Genomic DNA, 24,326 nt, shown 5'->3' with positions numbered 1-24,326 from the left:
TTTAATTCATTTCAAACGTAAATTTCAAAACATTATCCTTTTTTTCTATGACTACAATAAGCAACTAATAAAACAAATAATCCCATTCCAAACAAGTATTTAAAAGGTGTTGGTACGAGGGGATTAGGAGATATAAATCCTTCAATTATGCCAGCAATAATCAACATTGGCACAATAGCAAATACTAATTGCACCGCTTGAGAACCATAGAACTTTAATGCATCAGGGTGGCGATGCTTTCCAGGAAATACAATTGCTTTTGCCAATAAAAAGCCAGCACCACCAGCAAAAAATATCGCAGGTAATTCTAAAGAACCGTGGGGAAATACAAACCCCCAAAAAGGATAGGCAAGATTATTTTGTCCGACTAAAGTGCCGATCGCACCAATCATCAAGCCATTAAATACCATTAAAAATGCTGTATATAACCCAGCCGTCATCCCACCAGCCACCGCACCAAAAGACACCGACAGGTTATTTGTCATAATGTTGGTGGATGCTAGAGGTTCAATACCGACAATTGAACCCATCCACAATTCACCGCGATCGCGCACCCTGACAATTAAACTTTCAGGCACAATCAGCGACATAAAACTGGGATCTTGCCATGCATACCACCAAGCAACTAGCGCCCCTAGCAGAAACAAGGCTGTTGCAAAAGCGATATATGGGAAGGTTTGCTGTATTACAGTTGGTAATCCCCAGCGGTAGAAATTCAGTACTGCCTGCCATTCTTGTCGGCTCGAACCTTGGTATATTTGCGCATAAGCACGAGTAGTTAACGATTGTAAATTTTGTATCAAAGTATTACCGACTTGCTGAGTGCGAGCGCGTGCCAAATCTGCCGAGATCGAACGATATAAACTTGCTAACTCTTTAATTTGGGCTGCTTGTAAAGATTTGAGTCCTTTTTTTTCTACCTGTCTTAACAGTGCCTCCAGACGTTGCCAATTTGGTTCTCGTCGTGCAATCCAACGTTGAATATTCATAAATTTTGGGAACACTGAGTTTAAGTTAACTTAAGATAGCCTCAAGTTTACTACTGCATATCATAGGAGCATAAGACATTATGTCTTTTAACCAGGGTTCTTACAGCCCTTTACAAACATTAAGTATAGGTAATGTCGTCAGTACAGGTTTTTTGCTATATCGTTCTCATCTAAAGAAATATTTTTTACTTGCTCTCAAAGCTTATATGTGGCTATTTATTCCGATTTATGGTTGGGCAAAGTTTTTTGCCCTAACAGCTTTAATTTCCCGTTTAGCATTTGCTGACTTGGTTAATCAACCCGAAAGTATTGCCTCTGGACAGCGTTTTGTTAATTCTAGGTTATGGCAGTATCTAATTACGATGCTGTTAATGTTTCTTTTAGGTATGGGAATTGGTATCGGTATTATAGTTTTATTTTTAATTCTTAGTATTTTATCAGCATTGCTAGTTGGTGGAATAGGTCAACAAGGAAATCCTACTACATATATCATTTTTGGTCTGATAGCTATTGTATTTATGATTTTGATGATGGTAGCTATTTTATGGTTAATGACACGGTTTTATTTAGTCGAAGTTCCTCTTTCTATTGAAGATAATCTTAATAGCACGTCAACAATTTCTCGAAGCTGGGAGTTAACTCAAGGTTACGTATGGCGAATTCTTTTGATATCGCTAGTTGGATTTTTAATTACAATACCTATTCAGATATTTGCGCAAATTATTAGCTTTATTTTACAGGGAGTTTTTGCACCACTTTTAAGACAAAATTCTATAATTTTCGGTGTACTTTTTTTCGTATTAACAATAATTTTGAGTTTTGGTAGTGGAGCACTTATTTTACCATTTTGGCAAACTCTTAAAGCTGTTGTTTACTATGATATTAGAAGTCGTAAAGAAGGTTTAGATTTAAAGTTGCGCGACCATGAAATTTAAATATTATTTAATTTGATAACAATGCATATTTTTAATCGTGTTAAATACCAAACACCAGAAAGTGTAGAATTAGAATTTGTTTTAGCAGGAATAGGCAGCCGTGCTTGGGCTTTACTAATTGATTATCACGTCTTGGCTTTAATTTTAATTACCTTTTTAATTACATGGCTATTTCTTTCAGTGCAGGTATTGGATTGGTTAACCAATATTTTTGGCGGCGATAAAGTTGGTATTTGGTTGTATGCGATCGCCTTATTAGTTAATTATTTTATTTACACGGGGTATTTTGTCTGCTTTGAAACACTATGGCAAGGGCAAACTCCTGGCAAACGCATTGCTAAAATTCGCGTGCTGAAAGACAACGGACGTCCGATTGGATTGCAGCAAGCAGCACTGCGTGCCTTATTACGACCTATAGATGATACTTTGTTTTTGGGCGCATTTTTTATTATTTTTGGTCGTCGTGAAAAGCGCATAGGTGATTGGGTAGCTGGTACAATTGTGATTCAAACTCAACCACCCTCACTAGCCACAACTTTTACTATTTCTGAACAGGCAAAGTTACTTTGTCAGGAATTATTAGAAACAGCAAATATATCAGCGATGCTACCTGATGATTTTGCCATAATTCGTGAGTATTTGCTCAGGCGTAAAGGAATGTCACAAAAAGGCAGAGACGCAGTTGCTCTGCGATTAGCCAAGCAAGTTAAAACCATTATTAATTTAGAAAAAGCACCAGAAGGTGTTAGCCCTGATGTATTTTTAGAAGCTATTTATCTTACGTATCAAAAATTTTCAAATTTTGGTCAATAGTTAATAGCTAAGAGCTAAGAGCTAATAGTTAATATTTTAGCCATTAGCTTTTAGCCACTAACCATTAACTAAAATTTAAAACTGGCCAGTCTGGTTCGCGATAATATCGTGTCATGTCATCAAATTTCCGCAGTTCGGCACGGTGTGCTACAAAATCTAGCGAATTCATCAACCATTGTTGATTTAATTGCGAAAAAACTGTTGCTAGGCGATCGCGATCCAGTTCAGGGGGCACCTCTCCAAAATAGCCCAAGGTAATGTGGGCAGTGAAATGGTACTGTTGTTCTATACCTAAAGCAATTAATTGAGGATTTTGATAAATAGCGCGGCGTAAATTCACAATTTGCTCGTAAAAACTTTCATCTTGAGGTACTAAACAAACACCCACAGCTCTTGGCATAATCATTAATCCCAGCGTTTGCCAACGAATGGGAACAGATGAACCTGTCAACGATTGTTGATATTGCTGGAAAATGTCGATGAAGCAAGAGCGTAGCTGCTGTTCAAATTCAGAATTTTTTTCACAAGCATCTCGGAAAGCACTGTCCCAAATCAGATCTGCTAAGGTTAAATGAAAGCTAGCAGGTGGTACAGGTACAATCAGATCGCAACCAACAGGCAATTGCAAGAGTTCTTGTTGGTAAGCTTCTAACTTGGCATAGAAATTAGAGTTTTCTGTTTCTTCTTCCCAAGGCGGAGTAATTACCGTATAACCAGGAAAAGGTGCGGCTTGTCTTGCCCCATCTGGTGTAGGCTGAAATTTAGAAGATTCCTGGATATGCTGGACTTGGGATCTGTACGCTTCTGGGAGCGTCATCCGTGCTACCCGGTTTAAGTATGTTTGATAGTTGTCGTCCAATCTTCATATCCTCATGTTCTTACGCTTATTGATTTTAGGCAAACTTACCCGCATTGATTGAGTGACTTAAAAAGTATTTAGCTTTTTGGTGTGTAGGAGAACATGAATTAAAAATTTAATTTTTAATTTTTAATTTTTAATTCTTAATTCTTTAGAGGTTCTCTATGCCAATCTACATTTACTGGGGTGAGGATGATTTTGCGATTGAAAAAGCGGTTACTGCTTTGCGCGATCGCATCCTCGATCCTTCGTGGACAACTTTCAACTATACCGCTTTTCCCCCAGAGCAATCTGATGCCACAATTGCTGGTTTAAATCAAGCTATGACACCACCTTTTGGTGCTGGAGGGCGCTTGGTGTGGCTTGTAAATTCTACACTCTGCCAGCATTGCCCAGAAAATGTATTATCGGAATTGACGCGAACTTTACCAATTATTCCCGAAGAATCGTTTTTGTTACTTACCAGCCGCACCAAACCCGACGAAAGGCTCAAATCCACCAAGCTTTTAAAAAAATTTGCTGTTGAATTTCGTGAATTCCCTTTAATCCCACCTTGGAAAACAGAACTACTGCTGCAATCAGTTCAACAAGCTGCTCAGTTTGTGGGCGTTAAACTAACTCCTGGAGCTGCACAAATGTTGGCAGAAGCTGTAGGCAATGATACGCGATTACTGTACAATGAGTTAGAAAAAATACTGCTGTATGCTGACGGCAACAACAAGCCACAAGATACAGATACCGTTGCCCAGTTAGTCAGAAATACCAGTCAAAATAGCCTGCAATTAGCAGCTGCTATCAAGACGGGGGATACAGCCAAAGCTTTAGCAATATTGGCGGATCTCATCAATGCTTGTGAGCCATCTTTGCGCATAGTTGCCACACTGATTGGTCAATTTCGCACCTGGTTATGGGTAAAAATTATGATGGAAAGTGGTGAAAAAAATCCACAAGCGATCGCCCAAGCTGCTGAAGTCAGCAATCCCAAGCGCATCTACTTTTTACAACAAGAAGTAAAGTACCTTTCGGTAGAGCAATTAATTGCCTGTTTACCTTTACTACTAGAGTTAGAAGTTAGTTTAAAGCAAGGAGCAACAGAGATATTAACCCTGCAAACGAAAGTGATTGAACTTTGTCAAGTATGTCAAGGAAAATAACAAAAAAGACAGATGTTAGATAAATTTAGCATTCACGGAATAAATTCAGTATTTTCCTGGAACTTCTCCCATATAAAATAATTCATTGTGGTTAACAGACGTCTCACTGTAGTTGTTTTGTAAATAGCATAATGAACAGATCTTACTATTCTTTTCGTAAATTGAGCCTAGCTAAGATAATTTTTCAATCCTTACTTGTTAGTTATCTTGGTATTGCTAGTTTGGTGTCTACTATGTTTGTTTTGAGTACAAAAGTGAATGCTCAAACCCCATCACAAACTATCCCATCAGATAAAAATCCTGAAATCATCGGCTACTCTAGAGCTCTCATCAAAATCGAGTCAGCACGTCAACAAGCTTTTGAAAACATCAAGAAAATAATTGGGAACAGAGAAGTTCCCAAAATGGCTTGTAACGATCCAAATAGCTTAAATAGCATTCCTAGTGAAGCTAGAGATATCGCAGTCAATTACTGCAATCGCTCCCAAGAAATAGTGAAGGAAAATGGTCTTACACCTGAACAATTCAACAAAATTACTGTTGAGCTACAAAATAATGAAGACTTAAAACGTCAAATTTATAATACGTTAATTCATCTGCAAAAAAATCCTAATGAGAAATAAATGAAACTAGCAAAAACTTGTCAAATGAAATTGGGGAAATTTCTTGCCCCCGGAAATATCTGGGGGTTGCAAAATCATGATTACATTAACACAGGACTTACGCACGAGTTATGGAATAATAAACCGCACAGAAGCCAGTGCGCCCTTGCGGGTTAAGAGACTTGTAGCAACTGGCGCGACACGGAGAACACGGAGTCAAGAGGATTTTAGAGAGATTTTGCGTAAGTTCTATAACAACCAAATAAATTTTTTGTATTATTTTGAATTTGAACACAAATATAAATGCAAATTTATACACAAATTTGACTTCGTCTCGCCTTCTCCTTATCCAAATCTTCCCTACTAACGGATACGCCGCTCCCCGTCTTCTGCTTTCTACTTAGTACAAGATACGATATATCTGGAGTTTTCTAACATTTTGCCGTGCTGTCTTCTCAGTTGCCAACTATCAACATTTTGAAACAACCCACTAGTGCCAATTGGGTGGAGCAAGCTATATCAAATCTAGACACCATTCTCCTCGATCATGCTCAATGCGAACGTAAAGCAGCTGGTGTCGCCTTAAACTTGATATTTCGCTACCCTTCTAACGCGCGGATGGTGCGGGAATTAACTAAAATTGCTCGCGAAGAACTAGAGCACTTTGAGCAAGTGAATCAATGGCTGGAACGCCGGAATATACCTATGCGCCCTTTAACACCACCTCCTTATGGTGCGGGTTTAAAAGCCCAAATTCGCCCTCAAGAAAGCGATCGCTTTTTGGATTCCTTGCTCGTCAGTGGTTTAATTGAAGCTCGCAGTCACGAACGCTTGGGATTATTAGCTACTCATTGCCCCGAACCAGAATTGGCTAGATTTTATGCAGGTTTAATGGCTTCTGAAGCCAGACACTTTGGTACATATTGGGTACTAGCTGATACTTATTTTGACCGTGAAATTGTCAAGCACCGTTTAGATGAACTAGCGGTAATTGAAAGTGAGTTACTGGCAAACTTGCATCCTGAACCGAGAATTCATAGTTAGGGGAAAAGGAGACGCGGGGATACGGGGACAAGGAGACAGGGAGACAAGAATAGATAAGCAACCTACTAACCACTGTACGGGCGGGTTTAGAAGATGAATTTTCAGTTTGAATGGCAAGATTATCAACAAAACCCGCACGGCAGTCGCACTCGACGCGCTTAACCCGACGCTAGGTGCTACAAGTCGGCAGAGCGCAAGGGCGCACTGGCTCCGCAACGCGCTGCCTCCCCTACTAACCAATGACTAATGACTAATGACTAATCACTATTACCGAGATTTTTTAATTCGTAACTGGCAAGAGCGCGATCGCATTCCTGCTGCGGAAGTAATTCGCTCAGTACTATCAGAATATGGTTTGGGTTGGGAGCCAAACGGTGCAGATAAAGATGTACTGCAAGTAGAAGAATATTACTTAGCTACAGGGGGAGAGTTTTGGGTAATTGAATACCAAAATCAACTTGTTGGTACGGGCGCTTACTACCCCATCAAACGTAGCGAAAAAGCCGTCGAAATCCGCAAAATGTATCTTTTGTCCAGTGTTAGAGGTTTCGGGTTAGGGAAGTATTTGTTACAACAGCTAGAAGCAGCGATCGCCTCCCGTGGTTTTCTTTCAATCTGGATCGAAACTGCCAGCGTTTTAGCTGAAGCAGTCAAGTTATACGAAAGCAACGGATATATGCCAGCAACAGGTGTAGAAACAACTCGGTGCGATCGCGTCTACGTCAAATCCTTAATGACTAATTTCTATTAGCCATTAGCTATTAGCCCTTGAAGTAATTATGCAAGTCTGGAATAGAACAATCGCATCTTTTTTAAAGTTATTTCTCCAATCTGATTGCCCCTTATGTCAACGTTCCACTCCAGACGAATTTTGTCAAAACTGCGCTCAAAAGTTACAAAAATTTCATTTTCCTGAAACTCGGAATTTGAAACAAGACTCTGTGCCTATATTTGCTTGGGGAGCGTATGGTGGTGTGCTCAAGCGAGCAATCGCTATCATGAAATACGAAAACCAGCCCCAAATTGCTCGTCCTCTGGGTAGATGGTTAGGAGAAGCATGGTTATTACAATACGAATGCGATCGCAAACTAACAGTAGTACCAATTCCACTCCATCCCAATAAGCTAAAGCAGCGTGGCTATAACCAAGCTGCACTTATAGCCCAAAGCTTCTGCGAAATAACTGGATTAAAATTGAAACAGAATGGATTAGCAAGGGTTAAAGCAACCGAGGCACAGTTTGGCTTATCTGCATCTGAGCGAGAAAGAAATTTAGTTGCAGCCTTTGAATTAGGGCAAGACTTTCATCGTCGTCCAGATGCTCCGGTTCTATTAGTAGATGATATTTACACTACAGGTGCAACTGCCAAATCTGCTGTACAAACACTTCGCCAAAGTGGAATAGCAGTTTCTGGTTTAGCAGCAGTTGCCGCTGCTGTCAAAGGTAGCTAATAAGGCGAATAAATAGCAATCCCTGCTAAACAAAACTATAATTGACCAATTACGCTATTTTTGTGGAAACACTCTTTGGGATGTTAAGTAAAGCTTTTGCGATGGGTTTGAAACAAACTATTTTCATTCCTATCTCTTTGCTGGTAATTGGCATGAGTTCAACAGCAGTTTTTGCTCAACTTAATAAGCTCTACAATCCAATTCCTCTACCCAGCACTTATGAAGTTGCCGATACGCTATCAGATAAAGACATTCCCACAGGTCAGGGTGGATTTGCCCGTGATTATATGGTGAAGTTAAATAAGGGTGATAATTTAGCCATCGATCTCAGTTCTGACAACTTTGATAGCATTGTCACACTGCTAGGCCCAGATGGTACAACAGTAGCAGAAAACGATGATGGCCCTGATGGCAGTAGCAATTCTTTATTATTTACCCGTATTACTCAGGCAGGGATGTATATTGTCCGCGTCCGCTCTTTTGGCGAAACAGGAGTAGGGGCTTTTAAGCTCAAGGTAACGCGATTGCAGCCAATCAAATAAAAAATTAAAAAATCATTGTCAATACGCACAAGAATAAAGCTTCACTCCACTCTACAACTGCACCGTATGTATCTCCTGTATGCCCCCCTAATTTATGATTGAACCAAGCACCAACGTTAAGGGCGATCGCACTCCCTGCAATTACTATGATCGCGCTTTCAAGCAATTTATTTCGGTCTAGCACAATTGGCAAACTACTCAAACCCACCAACAATAATAGTGTTGGTAACCAATCTCGATAAGAACGAATCGCTTGTTTGTGAAATGCCCCCTTGCCAGTCGGTTTTAAGTAAGGGTAGCGGACAATTGCCAGCACTTGCCCCCAACGCCCCCAACCCATTGCCGCGCTCAAAGCCAACCAACGGCTTTCTTGCAAATCCGTTAATGCCACTGTTTTGAGTAGCACTAAAGCGATCGCTGCCATTGCCCCAAAAGCACCTGTAGCACTATCTACCATTACCTCCAATCTTCGCTTCGGATCTCCCACAGCTAATCCATCAGCAGTATCCATTGCCCCGTCTAAGTGCAATCCTCCTGTTATTGCAATCCAAACACAAACGACTAAAGCACTGCGAGTCAGCATTGCCATGCCTAAATAATCCATCAGAGCATCAAATAACCCTAAAATTACTCCAACTATCACCCCTACAACTGGTGCGAGCCGTGCTACCCCTTGGAAGTCAAAAGCATCTACATATGGCAGTGGAATAATTGTATAAAAGGTAATAGATGCTCCTAAATCTAACACTAGTTGTTTCCACCACTGACATTTGTTGGTCATATTAGTTACGCTAATGCAGAGTACAGATGCGATGAATTGCACCTGCACAATAGTCTAGAATTCGAGAGTGAAAATATGTACTTTGAAGTCCTGAGTTTGTCAACCTGAATTAAAAAATCATACTGAGAATTTCGTTACAGATATTTACGTTACTACTAAAAAATTTAAATAAGATTTAATTAGAGTACAAACTTCACCATAAAATTTTGCTATGCTTAATTCAATCACAATCAAAATAAAGTATAAATGAGTACTTAAATAAAGTTACGTAAGTACAATTTCATTAGTGGCACTTTCATAGTGTTTTTTCAAAGAAATAATTTAATAATTTATTGCAGTTGATGAGGCGATCGCCCTACAAAGTTGATAATAAATGGAGGGGACGAGAAAGCGGCAAAATCGACTGTTTAGTCTTGTTCCATCTGCGCTCGTAAAGCAACTTGATTATGAGTCATCATCTACCCGAAAGTAAGATACCAGCTCCATGCATCATCAACACAGGTGTAGTTGTAAATAAGTTGGATATGCGGCGACTGCTAGCCGATTTAGGTCGTGTCCGTTATATCTACACCCAAGATGGTGAATTGCGGAGCGAGGGTGAAGGAGATGTGATGGAAGTCTTTGCCAATCCACGACGTTCTACCTTAGTGGCTAACCATACTTTATATCTCAATCTTTATAGTTTTGATTACCTAGAATTGAAGCAGTCACCACAGCAAGAAACTTACTTCGATCTAGTACAAGAAGGAAACTGTCTGCGATTGATTCCTCTTTCTACTCCCATGCAAGAACGACAGGAGCGTTCTTTGAATGTCAGCGCCATAGAAGCGATGATGGAGCAGGTTCTTTCAGCTAGGTGGGATGCAGAAATTGATGATGATTCTGCTGAACCATTTTGAACTGCCATGCATTTAAGCCTCTTCAGCGAGAGTTTTTGCAAGATACGCTTTGATTTCTAACAAAAGCGCGATCGCCTATCAGATTGACAAGGTTTTAAAGCTAATGTTCCTGCTAGTGCGACATAAAACTTTTACTTTAAATGGCTCAGGTGTGATTCGAACACACGACCTAGGGCTTATGAGTCCCCCGCTCTAACCTACTGAGCTACTGAGCCAAACTTTTCTCACCGATTTCTAAATATAGCATACAAGCTTAGTCATGACTAGCCCCATAGATAAATTTATTATTGGTTGTGAACAATAGGGGACAGGGAACGAAGCCAACGGTTTCCCACAAGGAGCGACTAGGGTTATGTAGGGCAAGAAACCTTTTTCATGGCTACTAACGAAAAAAGCAAAAGAGGGAGCTTTGTCTCCCTCTAACACAAGAAACTAATTTAGTGACAAATCACCAAGAACTAGAGGCGTTCTTGTGGTAAGAAAGCAATGGGATTCACTGCTCCTTTGCCTGATGAATGAATTTCAAAATGCAAATGAGGCCCTGTACTAAAGCCTGTACTACCCATTAAGGAAATGGGTTGACCTTGCTGCACTTGTTGACCAGCCCTGACTAAAATCTTGCTATTGTGAGCATAGCGTGTTAGGGTTCCATCGCTATGACGAATGTCTACAAGTTTGCCGTAACCACCTTTATTCCATCCTGCTTTTTCCACAACCCCAGCCGCTGCTGCGACAATTTGTGTACCAGTTCCATTAGCAATGTCAATTCCTTTGTGCATCCGTCCCCAACGCCAACCATAACCGGAGGTGAGAACACCTTTGGCTGGCCAAATATAGCCTGTGGATGTCGGTGTAATTTCCTCAATCGGTTTAGGCAAATATATGTCAACTGACGCTAAAGGTGGTAATGCTGGAGAAACTTTGGTTCCTCGTCTTACACCAAGAGAGCGAGAGGCATCTACATCCATAGAGGGTGTTGACACCTTAGTACCTCGGTTAGACTGGAACTCAGGATTGATTGGTTCGTTCGTTGTTTGAGTAGCAAAAGAAGGCTTAAACGGCTGAGAATTATTCAATACCCTTGCCTGAGGAACGGGAATTGATACTGACCTTTGAATCAAAGGAGCAGGCGTATTATTTGGCTTGGCAACTGGAATTGGTAGTGTTACATTCTCATTCGGATTGGGTTGAGAGCTTTGCAATGCAGCAGTGTCAGTAGTCTTTTCAGTAACTGCGGAATTGCCAGGCTGTTGAGAGCGGTATTTTGCTCGCAATTTTTCTATTTCTGCCTGTAAACTGCGCAAACCTTGATTACTTTTAGTGCTTGTGTTTGTGTCATCCTCTTGTCTAGCTAATCGTGTGTCGTTCGTAGCTTTTGGTAGAGGAGTATCACCACCAATACCACGAATATTGCTAGTTTGGATAGCAATTGGAACTGCAATATTTGTGGGAGTATAATTTGTTGTAACTGGAGTTTGAACTGGCATTTGGCTACTTGTTTGTTGCCAAACTCCAATCATAGGAACATTGTTGTTAGCAATAACTGAATTTGTATTTGTATTGACAACTTTGGAAGTGCTATTCCAATTAAAAGTTTGCGAATAAGCTGTGGCTGCTGCTGGAGTAGAAGGATTTTTTGCTTGAGCTTTAGGAACAATCAGCTTTTGATCCACTTGCAGCTGGTTGGGATCTGTAAGATTATTGGCTTTGACTAATTCTGAGATTGATGTGCCGTATGCTCTAGCGATCGCTGCTAATGTATCCCCACGTTTTACCTGATATCTGACAGTGGTGGATAGCGCCACAAGTGTTGGTGAAGCTGCTGTTGGCTCTAAAACTGGTGTTGCAGGTGTGGGTACAACTGCTGTTGGCTCTGTTGCTAAAGTCGGCACATTTGTTGCAGTTGCCTGCTTTAATCTAGAGATAAGATTGGCTTTTTTAGTATCTGTAACGGTTTCTAACTGCGGTGACAAAGTGCTGCTTGTCGTTGCTTGTGAGGCATTCTCTTGTACACTCGCTGATGGCAGTGTGTTTGCAGCAATCTGTGATGCTCCTTGAGTTTCCCTAGAGCGCAGTTGTGTCAGACTTGCTCTTAAGCGATGGGATTTTTCTTGTAAGCGGTAGAGTGCAAACTCTTGCTGTGCTTTGAGTTGAGCTTTGACTTCACTGCTTGCCGCGTCTGTTGTAGTGGAGATTTGTGGTTGAGTGGCAGCAAAGTTAGTTTGACTGCTACCAACACCGTAAGCCCTGGAGAGTTTTTCTACTGTTTGAAGTTGCTTTTTGACTGTTTTTGCATTTGGCACAGTAACTTGTACAGGTTGCCATTGTGCTCCAAATCCAGGTACCTGTGAAGCTGCTGTTGGCTCAACGAAGACAGGATTTTCAGGTTTGCCTATCAGCGAAACAGCCTTAGACTCCCAACGATTTGCGGAGGCAAGTTTTACCTCTGCCTCAGAAACAGCAGGAATTGTTGAGGCTGTATTTTGATTGCCTACAGGTTCTGCTGCAAGGGCTCGATCGCTTTGTCGAGTCACCAAAAGGCTGGTTGCTCCCATTGAGATTGCCAAACCAATCATGGCGGCTTTTGTCGGTACACGGTGGTGAATGCGCGGATGAACTGCGTTCTGGTGTTCCACCGGTACATCCTCGCTTTGGGCGTTTTCTAGCACAGCCTTCTCTTTTTTCTTTAATGCTCGTTTCAAAGACGACCTCCTATGATCACTAGCGCTTAACTGACCTCAATGTTTGGGTCGGATACTAGTCAATGATTTAGATCACATCGAACTGTAGTTCAAGATCACACTCTCCAGAGATACTTAGGCAAGATTAACTTGCTTCTGTGATTTAGACAAGTTTACATCTTTTAAATTTGGTAAAAATGAAATTTTGCCGTGTACTTGTCTATGCCACTCATAATCCTTAACAGTCGTTACCGTGATTTTTTCACTGAAATCTTGCTTCAAAAACTAAGGCTGATAAACATATATATTTAACCAAGCCTTCGTAATCTGCAAGTATTTCTCTTGTCATGGCTTCTGGATCAGCTTTATTCCTTGTTGTAGACATTTTCAAGGTTTTTTCACTCAATCCGCTTCCCAACACGAGACTTTAAGTTGATTATTCCCTAAAAAACAACCGTAATAACTTCCAGCCACTTTCCACTACTAAAAAAGTCAACGGCAGACAAATGCATTCAAATGGTTGATATGACAGACTTTCAAGTTTTTTGTTCCCTCCAGGAAAAAATTAAATTCACGAAAATCTATCGTTGGATATGACCTTGACCTAGTTTTTTATATACAAATTTCTTATATTATCCTACCCACAATCTAAGTATTTTTGACTACAATTTGCCAAAAATTTAAAAATCAGGTGTAGGAATTTAATTATGTTTACGACAGGATCTACAACGGAATTTTACTGGCACAAAAAACTCAGAAAGTGAATATCCTCCGCCTTTTTAGGTAATCGTACCCAAAGTATAATTTGGCGTGCCCTTTCTTTGTAAGCACTTATTGGACTTTTTGGAAATTGCCTAACTGGCGGTGTGCTTCAAACAAGCCCACTGCGACGCTAACTGAAAGATTTAAGCTGCGTACCTTGGGTTGGCTCATCGGAATGTAGAGAGTAGCGTCACAAGCAGAAAGAACGCTTGGCGGCAAACCGGTTGTTTCACTACCAAATAGCAACCAGTCGTTTTCTTTAAATTCAAAACTGCTATAGTCAAAGCTACCTCTAACAGTGAATCCTAGCCACCTTCCCCCTAGCTGTTGGTGTACGGCTTTAAATGCTTCAACAGACTCGTGATAATGCAGTTTGACATAAGGCCAGTAATCTAAGCCAGCTCTTTTGAGATAGCGATCGCTAATTTCAAATCCTAAAGGGCCAACTAAATGTAGATCTGTGCCAGTTGCAGCACAAGTACGAGCAATATTACCTGTATTTGGAGGGATTTGTGGATGAACTAGAACTACCTGAGGCATTTTTGAGCAGCTTTATCAAATCTTTAGAATTGAAGTATAAAATATTACTACTAACCTTAAGTGAGGAAGTATCTGTTATAGAATTTTTTAATATTTATCAAATTACTACAATTGATTAGAAAATCAAAATCAACCAATAGTCCCTCTTAAGGATTATTTTGAGAGTAATGATGAAGTTCTCTCCAAAAAATTAATTTATCTCTCAAAGCAGATGAAATTATCTCCAGAAAAATCTACCACTTTTCTGGAGAAATAAAGATACGGTGTTATGCCACTAAACTAGAACACAATTTGTCTTCTAGCTCCATTTCGCGCTCTTGAGTAGCACTGATAGCCTGGATAATCGTGTTACGAACACTAAAGCCAACTTTGTGTAGTTGCAGCCACTGCTGGGCTTCATTACCTTCGCGGAGAATTTTTTGCAAAGGCGACAGAAAACAACTAAAGCCTTGTTGCTTGGCTATTGTCCACACTTGTTGATAAAGCTCGTCAATCCAATCTCTGGCAAGGATGCTTCTTCCGTCTTGCCAATGTACTAGTTGGGCATCAAGGCTAGAAGTAGCTGCTGCAATTTCATTGGCAGTGGTAAGAGCAATAAGTTCTTTATGAGAGAAACTGCTTTGGGTTAACGGATCGAGTTGAGGATTTTCTAATAGCTGTAACAGACGCGCTTCTAGCAAGGCGGTAATTGCTAACAATGCAATTGGATCTGTAACTAGATCGCAAATTCGCAATTCCAGACGATTTAAATCATAGGGGCGGCGATCGCCATTTGGTCGTACCGATGTCCATAAATGGCGAACATTTTGCATTGTTCCTGCTACTAGTTGCTGTTCTACCCATTCAATATGATGGGCATGGCTTTCAAATAACGGAACATAAGTAGGGGTATGGGGAAAAACGCGCCAACGGGTGGAATGGTAACCAGTGGCTTTGCTATCTAAGAAAGGAGAAGAGGCACTAAGGGCAAGAAATAAAGCTGCTTCCACCCGAATTAGCCGACAAGCCCGCATTAATAATTCAGGATCGCTGATACCAATATTGATGTGAACGCTGGCAGTAACTACTTTAGTGCCGTAGGTATTTTCTATATAATCGTGATAGGGATTGGTGGGATCGGAGCGAAAAAAGCGATCGCTACCACCTAAAGATAAAGTACTACCTGGAATTAAAGTATAATTACCTAAATGTTTTAGATATTCTCGCAATTTGAGGCGAGGACGCAGTAAGGCGCACAATAACTGTTCGTAATTGCTAATTGGTGCGGTGGTGTATTCTACATTTCGGCTATCTGGTTCTCGCACATACCCATCTAAAGAGGCGGTAATCTTGTCGGAGAGACCGACTATATCACCATTAGGCGTGCCAGTATACATCTCGATCTCAAAGCCTTTCAATAGCACCTTATTCTTTCTCCTCGGCTCTCCTTATTTATAAATTGTATCGAAGGAGACGACTTTGTGCTTCACAATCTAAATTGTTGATAAACTTCACTCGCGGCTCGGTGTAGGAGGGAGTGACGGTAGACTAGTGTATTGAGATCCTCAGCATAACCACCACCAATCACACAGGCAACCGGAATGCCAGCAGCAATACAGGTACTCAAAACCTGCATTTCCCGACGATAAATGCCAGTATCTGTAAGGGCTAATTTGCCAAGGCGATCGCCAATGTGGGGATCGACACCCGCATCGTAGAGTATCAAATCTGGTTGGACATCCGATAACAAATCTGGTAAGTAATCTGCCAAAGTTTGTAAATAGGCATCATCTTCCATGCCGATTGGCAGAGGAACATCCAAATCACTTTTTTGTTTAGTACCGGGAAAGTTGACTTCACAGTGCATCGAAAACGTGAAAACGCTATCGTCATCTTGGAAAATAAAAGCGGTACCATCCCCTTGATGAACATCCAAGTCTACGATGAGAATTTTTTGGACTAACCCAAATTTTTGCAAGACACGGGAGGCAATAGCTAAATCGTTGAAAATACAAAAACCAGAGCCATAACTGGGGAAAGCATGGTGCGTACCACCAGCAGTATTACAAGCTAAACCATAACTAAGTGCCAGTTGGGCAGTAAGGATTGTACCACCTACTGCTACACAGGTACGATTTACCAACAGCGGACTCCAAGGTAAACCAATCCGCCGTTGTGCTTTTGGATCTAAAGTTCCCTCACAGTAAGCTCGAACATACTCTGGCGTGTGAATTAACTCTATCAATTCTTGTTCTGGGCGTAGGGGAATGCGAAATTGGTGAGGAGATGCCACCCCATCAGCTAACAGCAGTTGGTAGAGTTGCCGGAACTTGGGCATGGGAAAACGATGTCCCTCTGGCAAAGGGGCAATATAATCTGGATGATAAACCAGCGGTAAGTGCATTTGTCGGCTATTAGCGTATTTCTTAACCCATTCGGTATTTTAAGCAGTTTTTTACGATCTGCGATCGCGCTTCAAATCATAGATGACTTTTTCTAAGTACCAGTTATCGGATTTACCAGGATGTAACTGCCGTTGCTGCTTGAGTAGGCGTTTGGCAGCTGCGGTATCGCCACGGAGGAGCGTGAGTAGTTCTTTTTGCAATTGCCTATTTTTAGGATCGCTCAGGTATGAGAGACTTTTCCCTCGTAATTGGTTCCAATAAAATATGACTGCTAAAGCGACAAAAACCAAAATCAGGAATATAAAAATGGTTTTCATATATGCTCAAGTGAGGTGCATAACTCTGTCATGCAAGCATTTATCTCATCGCAACAAGGGTAAATTCCCGTATTTTCCATCCTCAAGCGATCGCTTTCCTCCATCCGTCATTTCCGCTTCAAGGTTTATCGTTTCGGTTGACACAAAGAGATTTTAGAAGCGTAAGGTGGAGAGAAGTCACAAGACGCCGGAGGCGGCTTCCCGTAAGGGTGCGGAGGTTTCCTCCGTTAGCGCAAGCTCCTCGCGGAGCGAGGCTCAGAACTTCGGAGCACTGTTCACAACTTAAAAATAAGGGTTTGAGGAAAGTTGGCAGTGCCCACCCTACAAAAATTAGGATTTGTCGTTTCGGTTGACACAAAGAGATTTTAGAAGCGTAAGGTGGGCACTGTTCACAACTTAAAAATAAGGGTTTGAGGAAAGTTGGCAGTGCCCACCCTACAAAAATTACTAAAAAGTGAATCTAAAGATGTAATATCAACTAAAGTCTTTGATTAACAATCCCACATCACTAATGAATATGATGGAATTGATTTTGCCAGTTGTGTTTATCATGGCTGGTGTAATTGCTGGAATTATTGGTGAAAAAATAATTTTCAGTAAGCTGAGAAGATTTGTGAGCAGGAGAAAGATTCCAGGAAGTGAAATCATCTTTAGCTCTCTGTATCGAATGACATTTCTTTGGTTAACACTGGCTGGCTGTTTTGGAGCAACCCTGAGTTATCCTTTAAATGCCAATATTTCAGAAGTAATTAAAAAAGTTCTTACTATAGTTTTTCTCTATTCGGTCGTTTTAGTATTCGCAAAACTAACTGCTGGTTTTGTTAATTTATTTTTGCAAAGAACAGAAGGAGTTTCAGCATCATTATTTTCTAATATCACTAAAATAGCAGTTTTAATTTTTGGAATTCTAGTTATATTACAAACAGTAGGAATTCAAATTACCCCTTTAATTACTACTTTAGGTATTGGTGGTCTTGCAGTTGGTTTGGCACTTCAAGATACATTAGCTAATTTATTTTCTGGTGTATATTTAATTATTTCTAAGCAGGTAAAAACCGGAGATTACGTTAAATTAGATGGTGGTTACGAAGGTTATATTACAGATATAACCTGGCGAAATACAACTATAAAAGAGCTTTCAAATAACGTAATTATTGTACCTAATTCTAAGCTGGGAACTTCTATTTTTACTAACTATCATCTGCCAGTCAAAGAAATTACCTTAACTCTAAATGTTGGTGTTAGTTATGATAGTGATTTGGATAAAGTTGAAAGAGTTACTTTAGAAGTAGCAAGGGAGGTAATGCAAGAAATTGCACCAGGTTTAATGAAAAATGAACCTTATATGAGATTTCACACTTTTGGTGACTTTAGCATAAATTATACTCTTTATATGCGTGTTAATGAATTCTTTGAACAGCGCCTTGCCAAGCATCTATTAGTTAAGAAATTACATAAACGCTATCAGCAAGAAAGAATCGAAATTCCTTTTCCGATTAGAGATGTTTATGTTCAAAATAATGGAAATAAAGTTATCAATCAGGATTAACAAAACGCCCGCAGGCTGGAAGCCTGAGGCTATACGAACAAAGCCCACCTCCGTGGGCTGAAATTTTTATAGTCGAAACAATTTTTGTAGGATGGGTAGAGCGCAAGCGTTACCCATCATAACTTGCATTTATCTACCTACGTCCTGGTGTACGTCCACCTTCATCATTACTACCACCATGCGGACGAGATTTACCAGGATCGCACCCTTCAGCGCCGTTACCAATTCCTTGGTTACAATTACGTCTCCTTATTTTGGTATCATCATCATCATCGTCATCGTCGTCATCAATCTTCTTATATTCGGCGTCTTTGCCTTCCACTGTATACCGAGAGGATATATCCGTAACTTCGCCAGTGCTGACTAATGCTTTATATAACAATGCACAAACTTCCGCTCTGGTTGCGACTTTCTCAGCATTGAGAGTCTGAACATGAGGATAATTGACAACAATGCCCCTTTCTGTAAGTGCAGCGATCGCACTGCGGACATCGGTGCGAATCATGGCAGCATCACTGTAAGCGGCTAAAATTGTCTCTGTAGAACCAGTAACACTGTAATTTAGTCCTTGAGCAAAGCCTAGCAAAACTTCTAACCGAGACAGGGCTTGATCAGGATTAAACTGGCTGCCATAAGTCCTTAAAAAGCCCATTTGATAAGCTTCGCGGATCGCATTATAAGCCCAAAACGCTGTGGAAACATCCTTGAATGACATTGCGCCACGAACTTTTACCCTGTCAAAAGCTTGACTAATCATTGCTGCAAATTGAGCGCGAGTTAGTTGCTCATCAGGGCGAAAACTTCCATCGGGAAAACCTTCGATAATTTCTAAAGCCGCCAATTCAGCAATAAAATCTTTCGCCCAGTGATCTGAATAAACATCAGAAAACTTCACCTTGAGATTACGGGCTACACCTACCTCTCGATAATCCATCATTAACTGACTGATATCGTAAGTAGAACTACCGTCATCATTCACTTCAGTTACTTGTACCAAACTGCCAGGAGTAGCTTGCAAAGCCTCTGCAAGATTGGAATTTGTAACGCTCATAGACTGACGAACTAAGGCAAACTCACTTTGAGTAAAGGAGGTAGGATAAACACTACTTGCGGCTACTGCTGACAAACCTTGAACTTGGAACTGGCTAACTTGAACTTCTCTAGAACTACTAAGGAAGCTAACACGTTGACCGCTGACTTGGGTAAAGTAGTCGTAGGTAGTGGCACCTGCATCAATTCTGCCATCAAAGTCAGTATCAAGACCATAAACTGTACGGATGACTTTATATCCTGTGGGGTTCGCCGACAAAATTAGGTTAACCATTGTGTTTGCCGACAAGCATTCAAATTCACTGTAACCAAGAAAGCGATTTTGCAAATCGTACAAGCGCACAACAACGCGATCGCCTGCTTTTAACCCCTTCACAAATTTCGCTTTGTGCTTCATCTTGTATTTGTAGTCACCCAAAAACCTCTCTTTGGCATAGCCTTTACCACGTTTAGTCTTCACAGAAATACGGCTAATCACTTCCGAGAAGTTACCAGATGGTTGTAAAATCGCGAGAGTGAATCCAGGTTTTTTACTCTTAACTGCAACGCTTTGTCTGCTTGCAACACTCATAGCACTTGTCTGAGTACTACGTTGTTGTAAGGTTACAGTTCGACGCTGCATGGTGGTACGACTGCTGCTTTGCTGAGTTAAAGATTGTACTCTTGCCATCATGGCGCTAGCTACTTGCGATGACTCTTCATCTAGTATGGCTAACGTTCCAGCCTCGTCTGTGCGATACACCCACATCTGCCTGTTGCCAGCCACGACAACTTGCCAACCAGGAACTAAAGGCTTAGAACAAATCCCATTTCCTTTTAAACCCAAACAACCATCAGGCCAAGTTATCTTTTCTGCCTTTACAATCCGTAAAGTGGAAATTCCTAAGTTTGTGCGCTGGGCAATATCTTGTAGAACAGCTGTTTTGACAATTTCTGGCGCGTTGTTTCCTGCGTAGTCGCTAACAGAGCGATCGGCTAAAAGTTGCTCTGTAGGATTAGTCGCTTTTGCTTCAATAGCGTTAGGAAGCGTTGACGCCGCTAAAGCTGAAGCCATTGGCGAAACAACAGCCACACAACTAGCAATAGAAATGACTTTACTGAAAATAAGCAAGTTCATGTGATTTTTGTATCTCATCTCACACCGTACTAACTAGGTACAAATGAAACAGGCTGAAATAACCTCGTACCTATTAATCCCCTCGCACGAACATAAAACGAGATACTTAAAAAAAGTTTATAATAAATATTACATTACTGCTTTCAGTAGTAATAAAAATTATTTTTTACTCTTCTATCTGAAAGGCGATCGCACTATTTTCTTGACTCAATGCGCGGATGGGTAGGTGTTAGAAAATCTGCTTCAGAAAAAATCGCTGGATTGCTTTTGCGATCAGGCAGTTGGGCGATCGCACTACCTCAACCATCCGCGCTCCTTGCCCAGAGTGGATTTGAGCGATTTATACCCTACTCAATCCAAATTTTTCATGCTATGATTGCCCCATCCGCGCAAACGAACCTTGAAAACTTAATATTGACTGGCTTTGGGGCTGCCGCAGTTGAAATTCTAATTAATCCCTATTAGGGATTGAAACAATAAAAAGGTTTCTTCCATTATGACAATTCAAGCACGTTGAAATTCTAATTAATCCCTATTAGGGATTGAAAGACAAATTGATAATTTAAAATCTAAAAATATCCCTAAGGTATAAATTTTAATTAATCCCGGCGTTGCTGAATTTGAATTATGAAATGCAAAAATCAAGTACTCTCAACTTTTACTCTCTGCGCCTTTGCGACTCTGCGTGAGACAAATTTATATTCTTGATTGTCAACGCCATTAATAGCTGTTAGGGATTGAAACCCGTCAACAACCCATTCCGCACCGTACACACTGCCATGCAGTTGAAATTATAGTTACTCTCTACTAGGGATTAAAACCCACTAAAATCTATTAGCCATTAGCTATTAACCATTAACAATTAACCTTTCAATTCATCCAAAAACGGCATAAACACAGACACCAAATCTGGACGACTGACAACTAAAGTAGGAAAAGAGCGATCGCTATAATCAACTCCTGTTGACAATGGGAACGGTTCTGACTTAAGCGATACCCAGGTTCCGCCAGCAGCCTGAACTATTGCCCAAGCACCCGCCATATCCCAAACTTTTGGTGTAGCTTCTACACTACCCAATACTGCCCCCGTACCCACTGTCAGAAAGTTATAGCTAGCAACACCCAACATTCTAATTTTGCAAGGAAAGCCTTTTTGGATTACTGAGAGGCTGCGAGAACAGAGATTGAAAAAGTGGTTATTGCTGGGAGCATCACTACTAGTGTGGATGGGATGATGATTACGAAAAGCACCTGTGGGTACTGCTAAACCCGATGAACCTTCCCAGAAGCCATAAAAAGCTTCGTCCGTTGGCGGCAAATAAACATAACCAAAAACTGGTACTCCTTGATACAGCAATCCCAAAGAAATTGCCCAAATGGGAATGCCGCGTGTGAAGTTGGTAGTGCCATCCAAAGGATCGATTACCCAGCACCATTCTGTACCAGGAAAAACCTTGTCACCCTCTTCAGTCAAAATACCGTAACCGGGAAAAGTAGAAGCGATCGCATCCCGCAATTCTTGATCCGCCCATTGATCGGCACGTGTTACCAAAGTACCATCAGCTTTCTGTAAAGCCTGCACTTGCCCAAAATCTTGCATTAACTGCTTACCCACTCTAGCGGTAGTGGATTGGGCAAATTCCAAAATTGTAGTCCAAAAATCTGTCATGTAAGGAGTAGGGGCTAGGGACTAGGGACTGGGGACTAGGGACTAGGGATTAGGCATTAGAGGAATTTTAGATTTATTTCATATCCAATATTTCTAGCCCCTAGCCTAAGCACCTCTAGCCCCTTAAATCATATCAATCTAATTCACTTTCCAAAATAGACGCGATCGCAGCTTTGGCATTCTGCTGAAATTCTGTGATGTTGACGCGTGCTAATAACCCTAACGCTATCACCATACCCACAGCTTGTGTTGCAAACACTAACCCATAGGCTAATATTGGTGTTTCTAGTATGGTTTTGCCTACGCTCAAGACTGCACCACCAGATACCGTTGCCAGCGCTCGTGCTAGCGCCTGCGCCAATCCCCAAGCACCAATAAATGTCCCGGCTGTTTCCGCAGCCGTCAGATCCAGCATCAAACTTAACGCTCCGGTTGTGGTAACACCAGAAGCAAAACCAAACAAGATTAAGCTCCATTGCAAGAATTTGGGATTAGCGGTTATCCCAGCCAAAATAATTATGACTAGACAAACTGCCACAGCAATGCATCCCAGCTTGGTTGTATTTTTCTTTCCCAAACGTGGGGCGATTAAAAAACCTGTCACACTCAAGCCAAGCAGCGTTCCTGTACCAAAAAAAGCATTAAGGGTTGTAGTTTGAGCGATCGTCATTCGGAAAACTTCGCCGCCATAGGGTTCCAAAACTGCATCTTGCATAAACAAGCTGATACTCATAATCAGCAGAAATGTGAAAAATATCCCTGTCTGGCGGCTAGCAGTTAATACCCGCATTGCCATACCCAAAGTAATCTTATCTTCTCGATCAACTACTGTGGAACGTGTGCCATAGCGGGAATATTTCTTTTCCACACCGACTGTTGATAGCAAGCACAGCCCAAAGGCAATGGCTGGAACAATCAAAAACAAGCGGTTGATTTGGGCTTGCACTTGTTCTAAGGGAGCATCCAAGGCAATTTGTTTGAGTAAGCCACTGCTCATTATCGCTCCGATGATAATCCCTACCATCAGCATCGACCAAACAATTCCCACCAATTTTGAGCGGTTATCTTCATCGGAAACATCGACAAGCAATGCCGCAAATGGTGTAGAACTGGCACTAATAGCAATGCCGTAAAGGGCAAACATCAAAGCTAAAAGCGCCACCCACCCTGAAGTTTGAGTTGTCCAACTTCCTGAGCGTAAGCTAAAACCAAGTTGCCAAACTACTTGAACGGCAAAGAAAGACACGATCGCAAATAAAGCCGCACCCACCCAAACATAACCAGTACGGTGATAACCTAACAAAGTTTTAGAGTCTGACATTTGCCCAAACCAGACTCTTACCGGAGCCACAAATTGATACATTGCGATCGTTCCAGCAGCAATCAGAGCTGGTACTTGCAATTCTTCAATCATGACTCGATTCAGCACTCCCAAAGTCAGAATTGACATTATGCCTAATGCCATTTGAAATAAGCCCAGACGAAACATCACGGGCAGCTTAACCTTGGGAATAGATAAGTCAGTTACAGACTGGTTTGATTCAGAATTGGGTGACACATCGCTAGTTTCCATAGCCGCTCTCAACCAAAACAGCAAAATTACTTCACAATTATCAAGATAACTGTTAGTGAGGAGATAGGGAACAGGGGATAGGGGATAGGGACGCGGAGAATACCTGTTAACGGCTTCCTGTTCCCTTGCCTAACTAGATAATTTATTTTGCACGACTACTTAATTTTTGATTGATGTTTTGGTTTAGAAAATAATCTTTCAGCCCATTAAATAAGTAATCAAATAATATTATTAGTCACCAGTCTTTAGAAATATTTTTTCATTGGTAGCCACATTTAATTAAGTTGTGAAAAAATGAAATTTTGAATCTCTAAAATTAGAATTCTTTTATCTAGAGCGATACATAAGTAGCTTTCATTCATATCTCTCTTGAAAGGCAGATAGCAGGAGGCAGAGAGCAGAGCGCCCTTGCGGGTTAAGAGCCTTGTAGCGACTGCAAAAAGGCAGAAGGAAAAATAGTTTTCATTCCTTCACAAATCCTTGTTACCAGGTTTAACCTAGTAACAAGAGCCTCTGGCTCTTATTGAAAATAGTGCAAGTTATCAGCCTCTAACTAACGGCTTTTTCGCCGCAAGTAACAAATTCAAGAAACACTTCACCTCTGCCGCAATTCCT

The 24,326-nt window shown here is 41.0% G+C and carries 23 protein-coding genes and 1 tRNA gene; 11 read left to right on the top strand and 13 right to left on the bottom strand.

Translation table 11 applies throughout. The features are described 5' to 3' along the window. Positions 1–32 precede the first annotated feature (32 nt). Positions 33–989, bottom strand: coding sequence for a stage II sporulation protein M (locus UYC_RS0105315; RefSeq protein WP_016873611.1), 957 nt, complete (start codon positions 987–989; stop codon positions 33–35). A gap of 80 nt (positions 990–1,069) precedes the next feature. Between UYC_RS0105315 and UYC_RS0105310 the strand changes: the two genes are divergently transcribed. Both UYC_RS0105310 and UYC_RS0105305 read left to right on the top strand, forming a co-directional pair. Continuing rightward, on the top strand, positions 1,070–1,924 hold the full coding sequence (locus UYC_RS0105310) for a DUF7847 domain-containing protein (protein WP_016873610.1): 855 nt from the start codon (positions 1,070–1,072) through the stop codon (positions 1,922–1,924). A 21-nt stretch (positions 1,925–1,945) separates the two neighbouring features. Beyond that, the gene (locus UYC_RS0105305; RefSeq protein ID WP_016873609.1) at positions 1,946–2,737 is read left to right on the top strand and encodes an RDD family protein; all 792 of its coding nucleotides are present in this window, start codon (positions 1,946–1,948) and stop codon (positions 2,735–2,737) included. Between the two features lie 64 nt (positions 2,738–2,801). Here UYC_RS0105305 and UYC_RS0105300 read toward each other — a convergent pair whose 3' ends face one another. Next, positions 2,802–3,596 (bottom strand): DUF1868 domain-containing protein, encoded by a 795-nt coding sequence (locus UYC_RS0105300; RefSeq protein WP_200862354.1) that lies wholly within the window; start codon positions 3,594–3,596, stop codon positions 2,802–2,804. Positions 3,597–3,760: 164 nt separating this feature from the next. Between UYC_RS0105300 and holA the strand changes: the two genes are divergently transcribed. The 6 genes from holA (at position 3,761) to UYC_RS0105265 (ending at position 8,389) form a co-directional block, all read left to right on the top strand. Continuing rightward, on the top strand, positions 3,761–4,750 hold the full coding sequence (holA, locus tag UYC_RS0105295; RefSeq protein ID WP_016873607.1) for a DNA polymerase III subunit delta: 990 nt from the start codon (positions 3,761–3,763) through the stop codon (positions 4,748–4,750). A gap of 131 nt (positions 4,751–4,881) precedes the next feature. Then, positions 4,882–5,373, top strand: a complete 492-nt coding sequence (locus tag UYC_RS0105290) for a DUF4168 domain-containing protein (RefSeq protein ID WP_016873606.1) — start codon at positions 4,882–4,884, stop codon at positions 5,371–5,373. A 423-nt stretch (positions 5,374–5,796) separates the two neighbouring features. Continuing rightward, the gene (locus UYC_RS0105280; protein WP_016873604.1) at positions 5,797–6,396 is read left to right on the top strand and encodes a MiaE family protein; all 600 of its coding nucleotides are present in this window, start codon (positions 5,797–5,799) and stop codon (positions 6,394–6,396) included. Positions 6,397–6,649: 253 nt separating this feature from the next. Further along, the gene (locus UYC_RS0105275) at positions 6,650–7,147 is read left to right on the top strand and encodes a GNAT family N-acetyltransferase (protein WP_016873603.1); all 498 of its coding nucleotides are present in this window, start codon (positions 6,650–6,652) and stop codon (positions 7,145–7,147) included. Between the two features lie 28 nt (positions 7,148–7,175). After that, complete coding sequence (locus tag UYC_RS0105270) at positions 7,176–7,847, top strand: ComF family protein (RefSeq protein WP_016873602.1); 672 nt, start codon at positions 7,176–7,178, stop codon at positions 7,845–7,847. Between the two features lie 80 nt (positions 7,848–7,927). Beyond that, complete coding sequence (locus UYC_RS0105265; RefSeq protein ID WP_016873601.1) at positions 7,928–8,389, top strand: PPC domain-containing protein; 462 nt, start codon at positions 7,928–7,930, stop codon at positions 8,387–8,389. A 4-nt stretch (positions 8,390–8,393) separates the two neighbouring features. Here UYC_RS0105265 and cobS read toward each other — a convergent pair whose 3' ends face one another. Then, complete coding sequence (cobS, locus tag UYC_RS0105260; RefSeq protein ID WP_016873600.1) at positions 8,394–9,170, bottom strand: adenosylcobinamide-GDP ribazoletransferase; 777 nt, start codon at positions 9,168–9,170, stop codon at positions 8,394–8,396. Between the two features lie 446 nt (positions 9,171–9,616). Here cobS and UYC_RS0105255 point away from each other — a divergent pair, with 446 nt between their 5' ends. Next, the gene (locus UYC_RS0105255) at positions 9,617–10,069 is read left to right on the top strand and encodes a hypothetical protein (protein WP_016873599.1); all 453 of its coding nucleotides are present in this window, start codon (positions 9,617–9,619) and stop codon (positions 10,067–10,069) included. 141 nt (positions 10,070–10,210) lie between these two features. Here UYC_RS0105255 and UYC_RS0105250 read toward each other — a convergent pair. The 7 genes from UYC_RS0105250 to UYC_RS0105225 all read right to left on the bottom strand — a co-directional run bounded on the left by UYC_RS0105250 (position 10,211) and on the right by UYC_RS0105225 (position 16,753). Next, positions 10,211–10,284 (bottom strand) — tRNA-Met (locus UYC_RS0105250). A 243-nt stretch (positions 10,285–10,527) separates the two neighbouring features. Next, positions 10,528–12,771: a peptidoglycan DD-metalloendopeptidase family protein gene (locus tag UYC_RS0105245; RefSeq protein WP_016873598.1), complete on the bottom strand. Its 2,244-nt coding sequence runs from the start codon at positions 12,769–12,771 to the stop codon at positions 10,528–10,530. 241 nt (positions 12,772–13,012) lie between these two features. Further along, entirely contained in the window at positions 13,013–13,135 is a 123-nt protein-coding gene (locus tag UYC_RS39835; protein ID WP_268743983.1) for a hypothetical protein, read from the bottom strand. Positions 13,136–13,581: 446 nt separating this feature from the next. Next, positions 13,582–14,052 carry a tRNA (cytidine(34)-2'-O)-methyltransferase gene (locus UYC_RS0105240; protein WP_016873597.1) on the bottom strand — a complete coding sequence of 157 codons (471 nt, stop codon included), beginning with the start codon at positions 14,050–14,052 and terminating at the stop codon, positions 13,582–13,584. A gap of 266 nt (positions 14,053–14,318) precedes the next feature. Then, positions 14,319–15,455, bottom strand: a complete 1,137-nt coding sequence (gene gshA / locus UYC_RS0105235; RefSeq protein ID WP_016879281.1) for a glutamate--cysteine ligase — start codon at positions 15,453–15,455, stop codon at positions 14,319–14,321. A 62-nt stretch (positions 15,456–15,517) separates the two neighbouring features. Beyond that, positions 15,518–16,435 (bottom strand): histone deacetylase family protein, encoded by a 918-nt coding sequence (locus UYC_RS0105230; RefSeq protein ID WP_016873595.1) that lies wholly within the window; start codon positions 16,433–16,435, stop codon positions 15,518–15,520. Between the two features lie 51 nt (positions 16,436–16,486). Continuing rightward, positions 16,487–16,753: a hypothetical protein gene (locus UYC_RS0105225; RefSeq protein ID WP_016873594.1), complete on the bottom strand. Its 267-nt coding sequence runs from the start codon at positions 16,751–16,753 to the stop codon at positions 16,487–16,489. A gap of 517 nt (positions 16,754–17,270) precedes the next feature. Between UYC_RS0105225 and UYC_RS0105220 the strand changes: the two genes are divergently transcribed. Then, the gene (locus UYC_RS0105220; RefSeq protein ID WP_039750985.1) at positions 17,271–18,302 is read left to right on the top strand and encodes a mechanosensitive ion channel family protein; all 1,032 of its coding nucleotides are present in this window, start codon (positions 17,271–17,273) and stop codon (positions 18,300–18,302) included. A gap of 133 nt (positions 18,303–18,435) precedes the next feature. Here the strand turns inward: UYC_RS0105220 and UYC_RS0105215 are convergent, their stop codons facing one another. Then, positions 18,436–20,469, bottom strand: a complete 2,034-nt coding sequence (locus UYC_RS0105215; RefSeq protein WP_235082885.1) for an S-layer homology domain-containing protein — start codon at positions 20,467–20,469, stop codon at positions 18,436–18,438. Positions 20,470–20,679: 210 nt separating this feature from the next. Between UYC_RS0105215 and UYC_RS0105210 the strand changes: the two genes are divergently transcribed. Further along, positions 20,680–20,934, top strand: coding sequence for a hypothetical protein (locus UYC_RS0105210; RefSeq protein ID WP_016873592.1), 255 nt, complete (start codon positions 20,680–20,682; stop codon positions 20,932–20,934). A 397-nt stretch (positions 20,935–21,331) separates the two neighbouring features. Here the strand turns inward: UYC_RS0105210 and UYC_RS0105205 are convergent, their stop codons facing one another. Beyond that, the gene (locus UYC_RS0105205; RefSeq protein WP_016873591.1) at positions 21,332–22,138 is read right to left on the bottom strand and encodes an inositol monophosphatase family protein; all 807 of its coding nucleotides are present in this window, start codon (positions 22,136–22,138) and stop codon (positions 21,332–21,334) included. A gap of 133 nt (positions 22,139–22,271) precedes the next feature. Beyond that, positions 22,272–23,711: a BCD family MFS transporter gene (locus tag UYC_RS0105200; RefSeq protein ID WP_016873590.1), complete on the bottom strand. Its 1,440-nt coding sequence runs from the start codon at positions 23,709–23,711 to the stop codon at positions 22,272–22,274. Positions 23,712–24,326: the final 615 nt, after the last annotated feature.

This window comes from Chlorogloeopsis fritschii PCC 6912, from assembly GCF_000317285.1.
In the GTDB taxonomy this organism is placed as follows: domain Bacteria; phylum Cyanobacteriota; class Cyanobacteriia; order Cyanobacteriales; family Nostocaceae; genus Chlorogloeopsis; species Chlorogloeopsis fritschii.
This window is presented reverse-complemented; position numbering and strand designations above follow the sequence as displayed.

Bases quoted from the DNA above. Each gene is read 5' to 3' on its own strand.
- UYC_RS0105270 (WP_016873602.1), top strand. From the start codon at position 7,176: ATGCAAGTCTGGAATAGAACAATCGCATCTTTTTTAAAGTTATTTCTC.
- cobS (WP_016873600.1), bottom strand. From the start codon at position 9,170: ATGACCAACAAATGTCAGTGGTGGAAACAACTAGTGTTAGATTTAGGA.
- UYC_RS0105210 (WP_016873592.1), top strand. From the start codon at position 20,680: ATGCGCGGATGGGTAGGTGTTAGAAAATCTGCTTCAGAAAAAATCGCT.
- UYC_RS0105220 (WP_039750985.1), top strand. From the start codon at position 17,271: ATGATGGAATTGATTTTGCCAGTTGTGTTTATCATGGCTGGTGTAATT.
- UYC_RS39835 (WP_268743983.1), bottom strand. From the start codon at position 13,135: ATGTCTACAACAAGGAATAAAGCTGATCCAGAAGCCATGACAAGAGAA.
- UYC_RS0105215 (WP_235082885.1), bottom strand. From the start codon at position 20,469: ATGAACTTGCTTATTTTCAGTAAAGTCATTTCTATTGCTAGTTGTGTG.
- UYC_RS0105225 (WP_016873594.1), bottom strand. From the start codon at position 16,753: ATGAAAACCATTTTTATATTCCTGATTTTGGTTTTTGTCGCTTTAGCA.
- UYC_RS0105205 (WP_016873591.1), bottom strand. From the start codon at position 22,138: ATGACAGATTTTTGGACTACAATTTTGGAATTTGCCCAATCCACTACC.
- UYC_RS0105230 (WP_016873595.1), bottom strand. From the start codon at position 16,435: ATGCACTTACCGCTGGTTTATCATCCAGATTATATTGCCCCTTTGCCA.
- UYC_RS0105290 (WP_016873606.1), top strand. From the start codon at position 4,882: ATGAACAGATCTTACTATTCTTTTCGTAAATTGAGCCTAGCTAAGATA.
- UYC_RS0105310 (WP_016873610.1), top strand. From the start codon at position 1,070: ATGTCTTTTAACCAGGGTTCTTACAGCCCTTTACAAACATTAAGTATA.
- holA (WP_016873607.1), top strand. From the start codon at position 3,761: ATGCCAATCTACATTTACTGGGGTGAGGATGATTTTGCGATTGAAAAA.
- UYC_RS0105240 (WP_016873597.1), bottom strand. From the start codon at position 14,052: ATGCCTCAGGTAGTTCTAGTTCATCCACAAATCCCTCCAAATACAGGT.
- UYC_RS0105305 (WP_016873609.1), top strand. From the start codon at position 1,946: ATGCATATTTTTAATCGTGTTAAATACCAAACACCAGAAAGTGTAGAA.
- UYC_RS0105315 (WP_016873611.1), bottom strand. From the start codon at position 989: ATGAATATTCAACGTTGGATTGCACGACGAGAACCAAATTGGCAACGT.
- UYC_RS0105265 (WP_016873601.1), top strand. From the start codon at position 7,928: ATGTTAAGTAAAGCTTTTGCGATGGGTTTGAAACAAACTATTTTCATT.
- UYC_RS0105200 (WP_016873590.1), bottom strand. From the start codon at position 23,711: ATGGAAACTAGCGATGTGTCACCCAATTCTGAATCAAACCAGTCTGTA.
- UYC_RS0105255 (WP_016873599.1), top strand. From the start codon at position 9,617: ATGAGTCATCATCTACCCGAAAGTAAGATACCAGCTCCATGCATCATC.
- UYC_RS0105275 (WP_016873603.1), top strand. From the start codon at position 6,650: ATGACTAATCACTATTACCGAGATTTTTTAATTCGTAACTGGCAAGAG.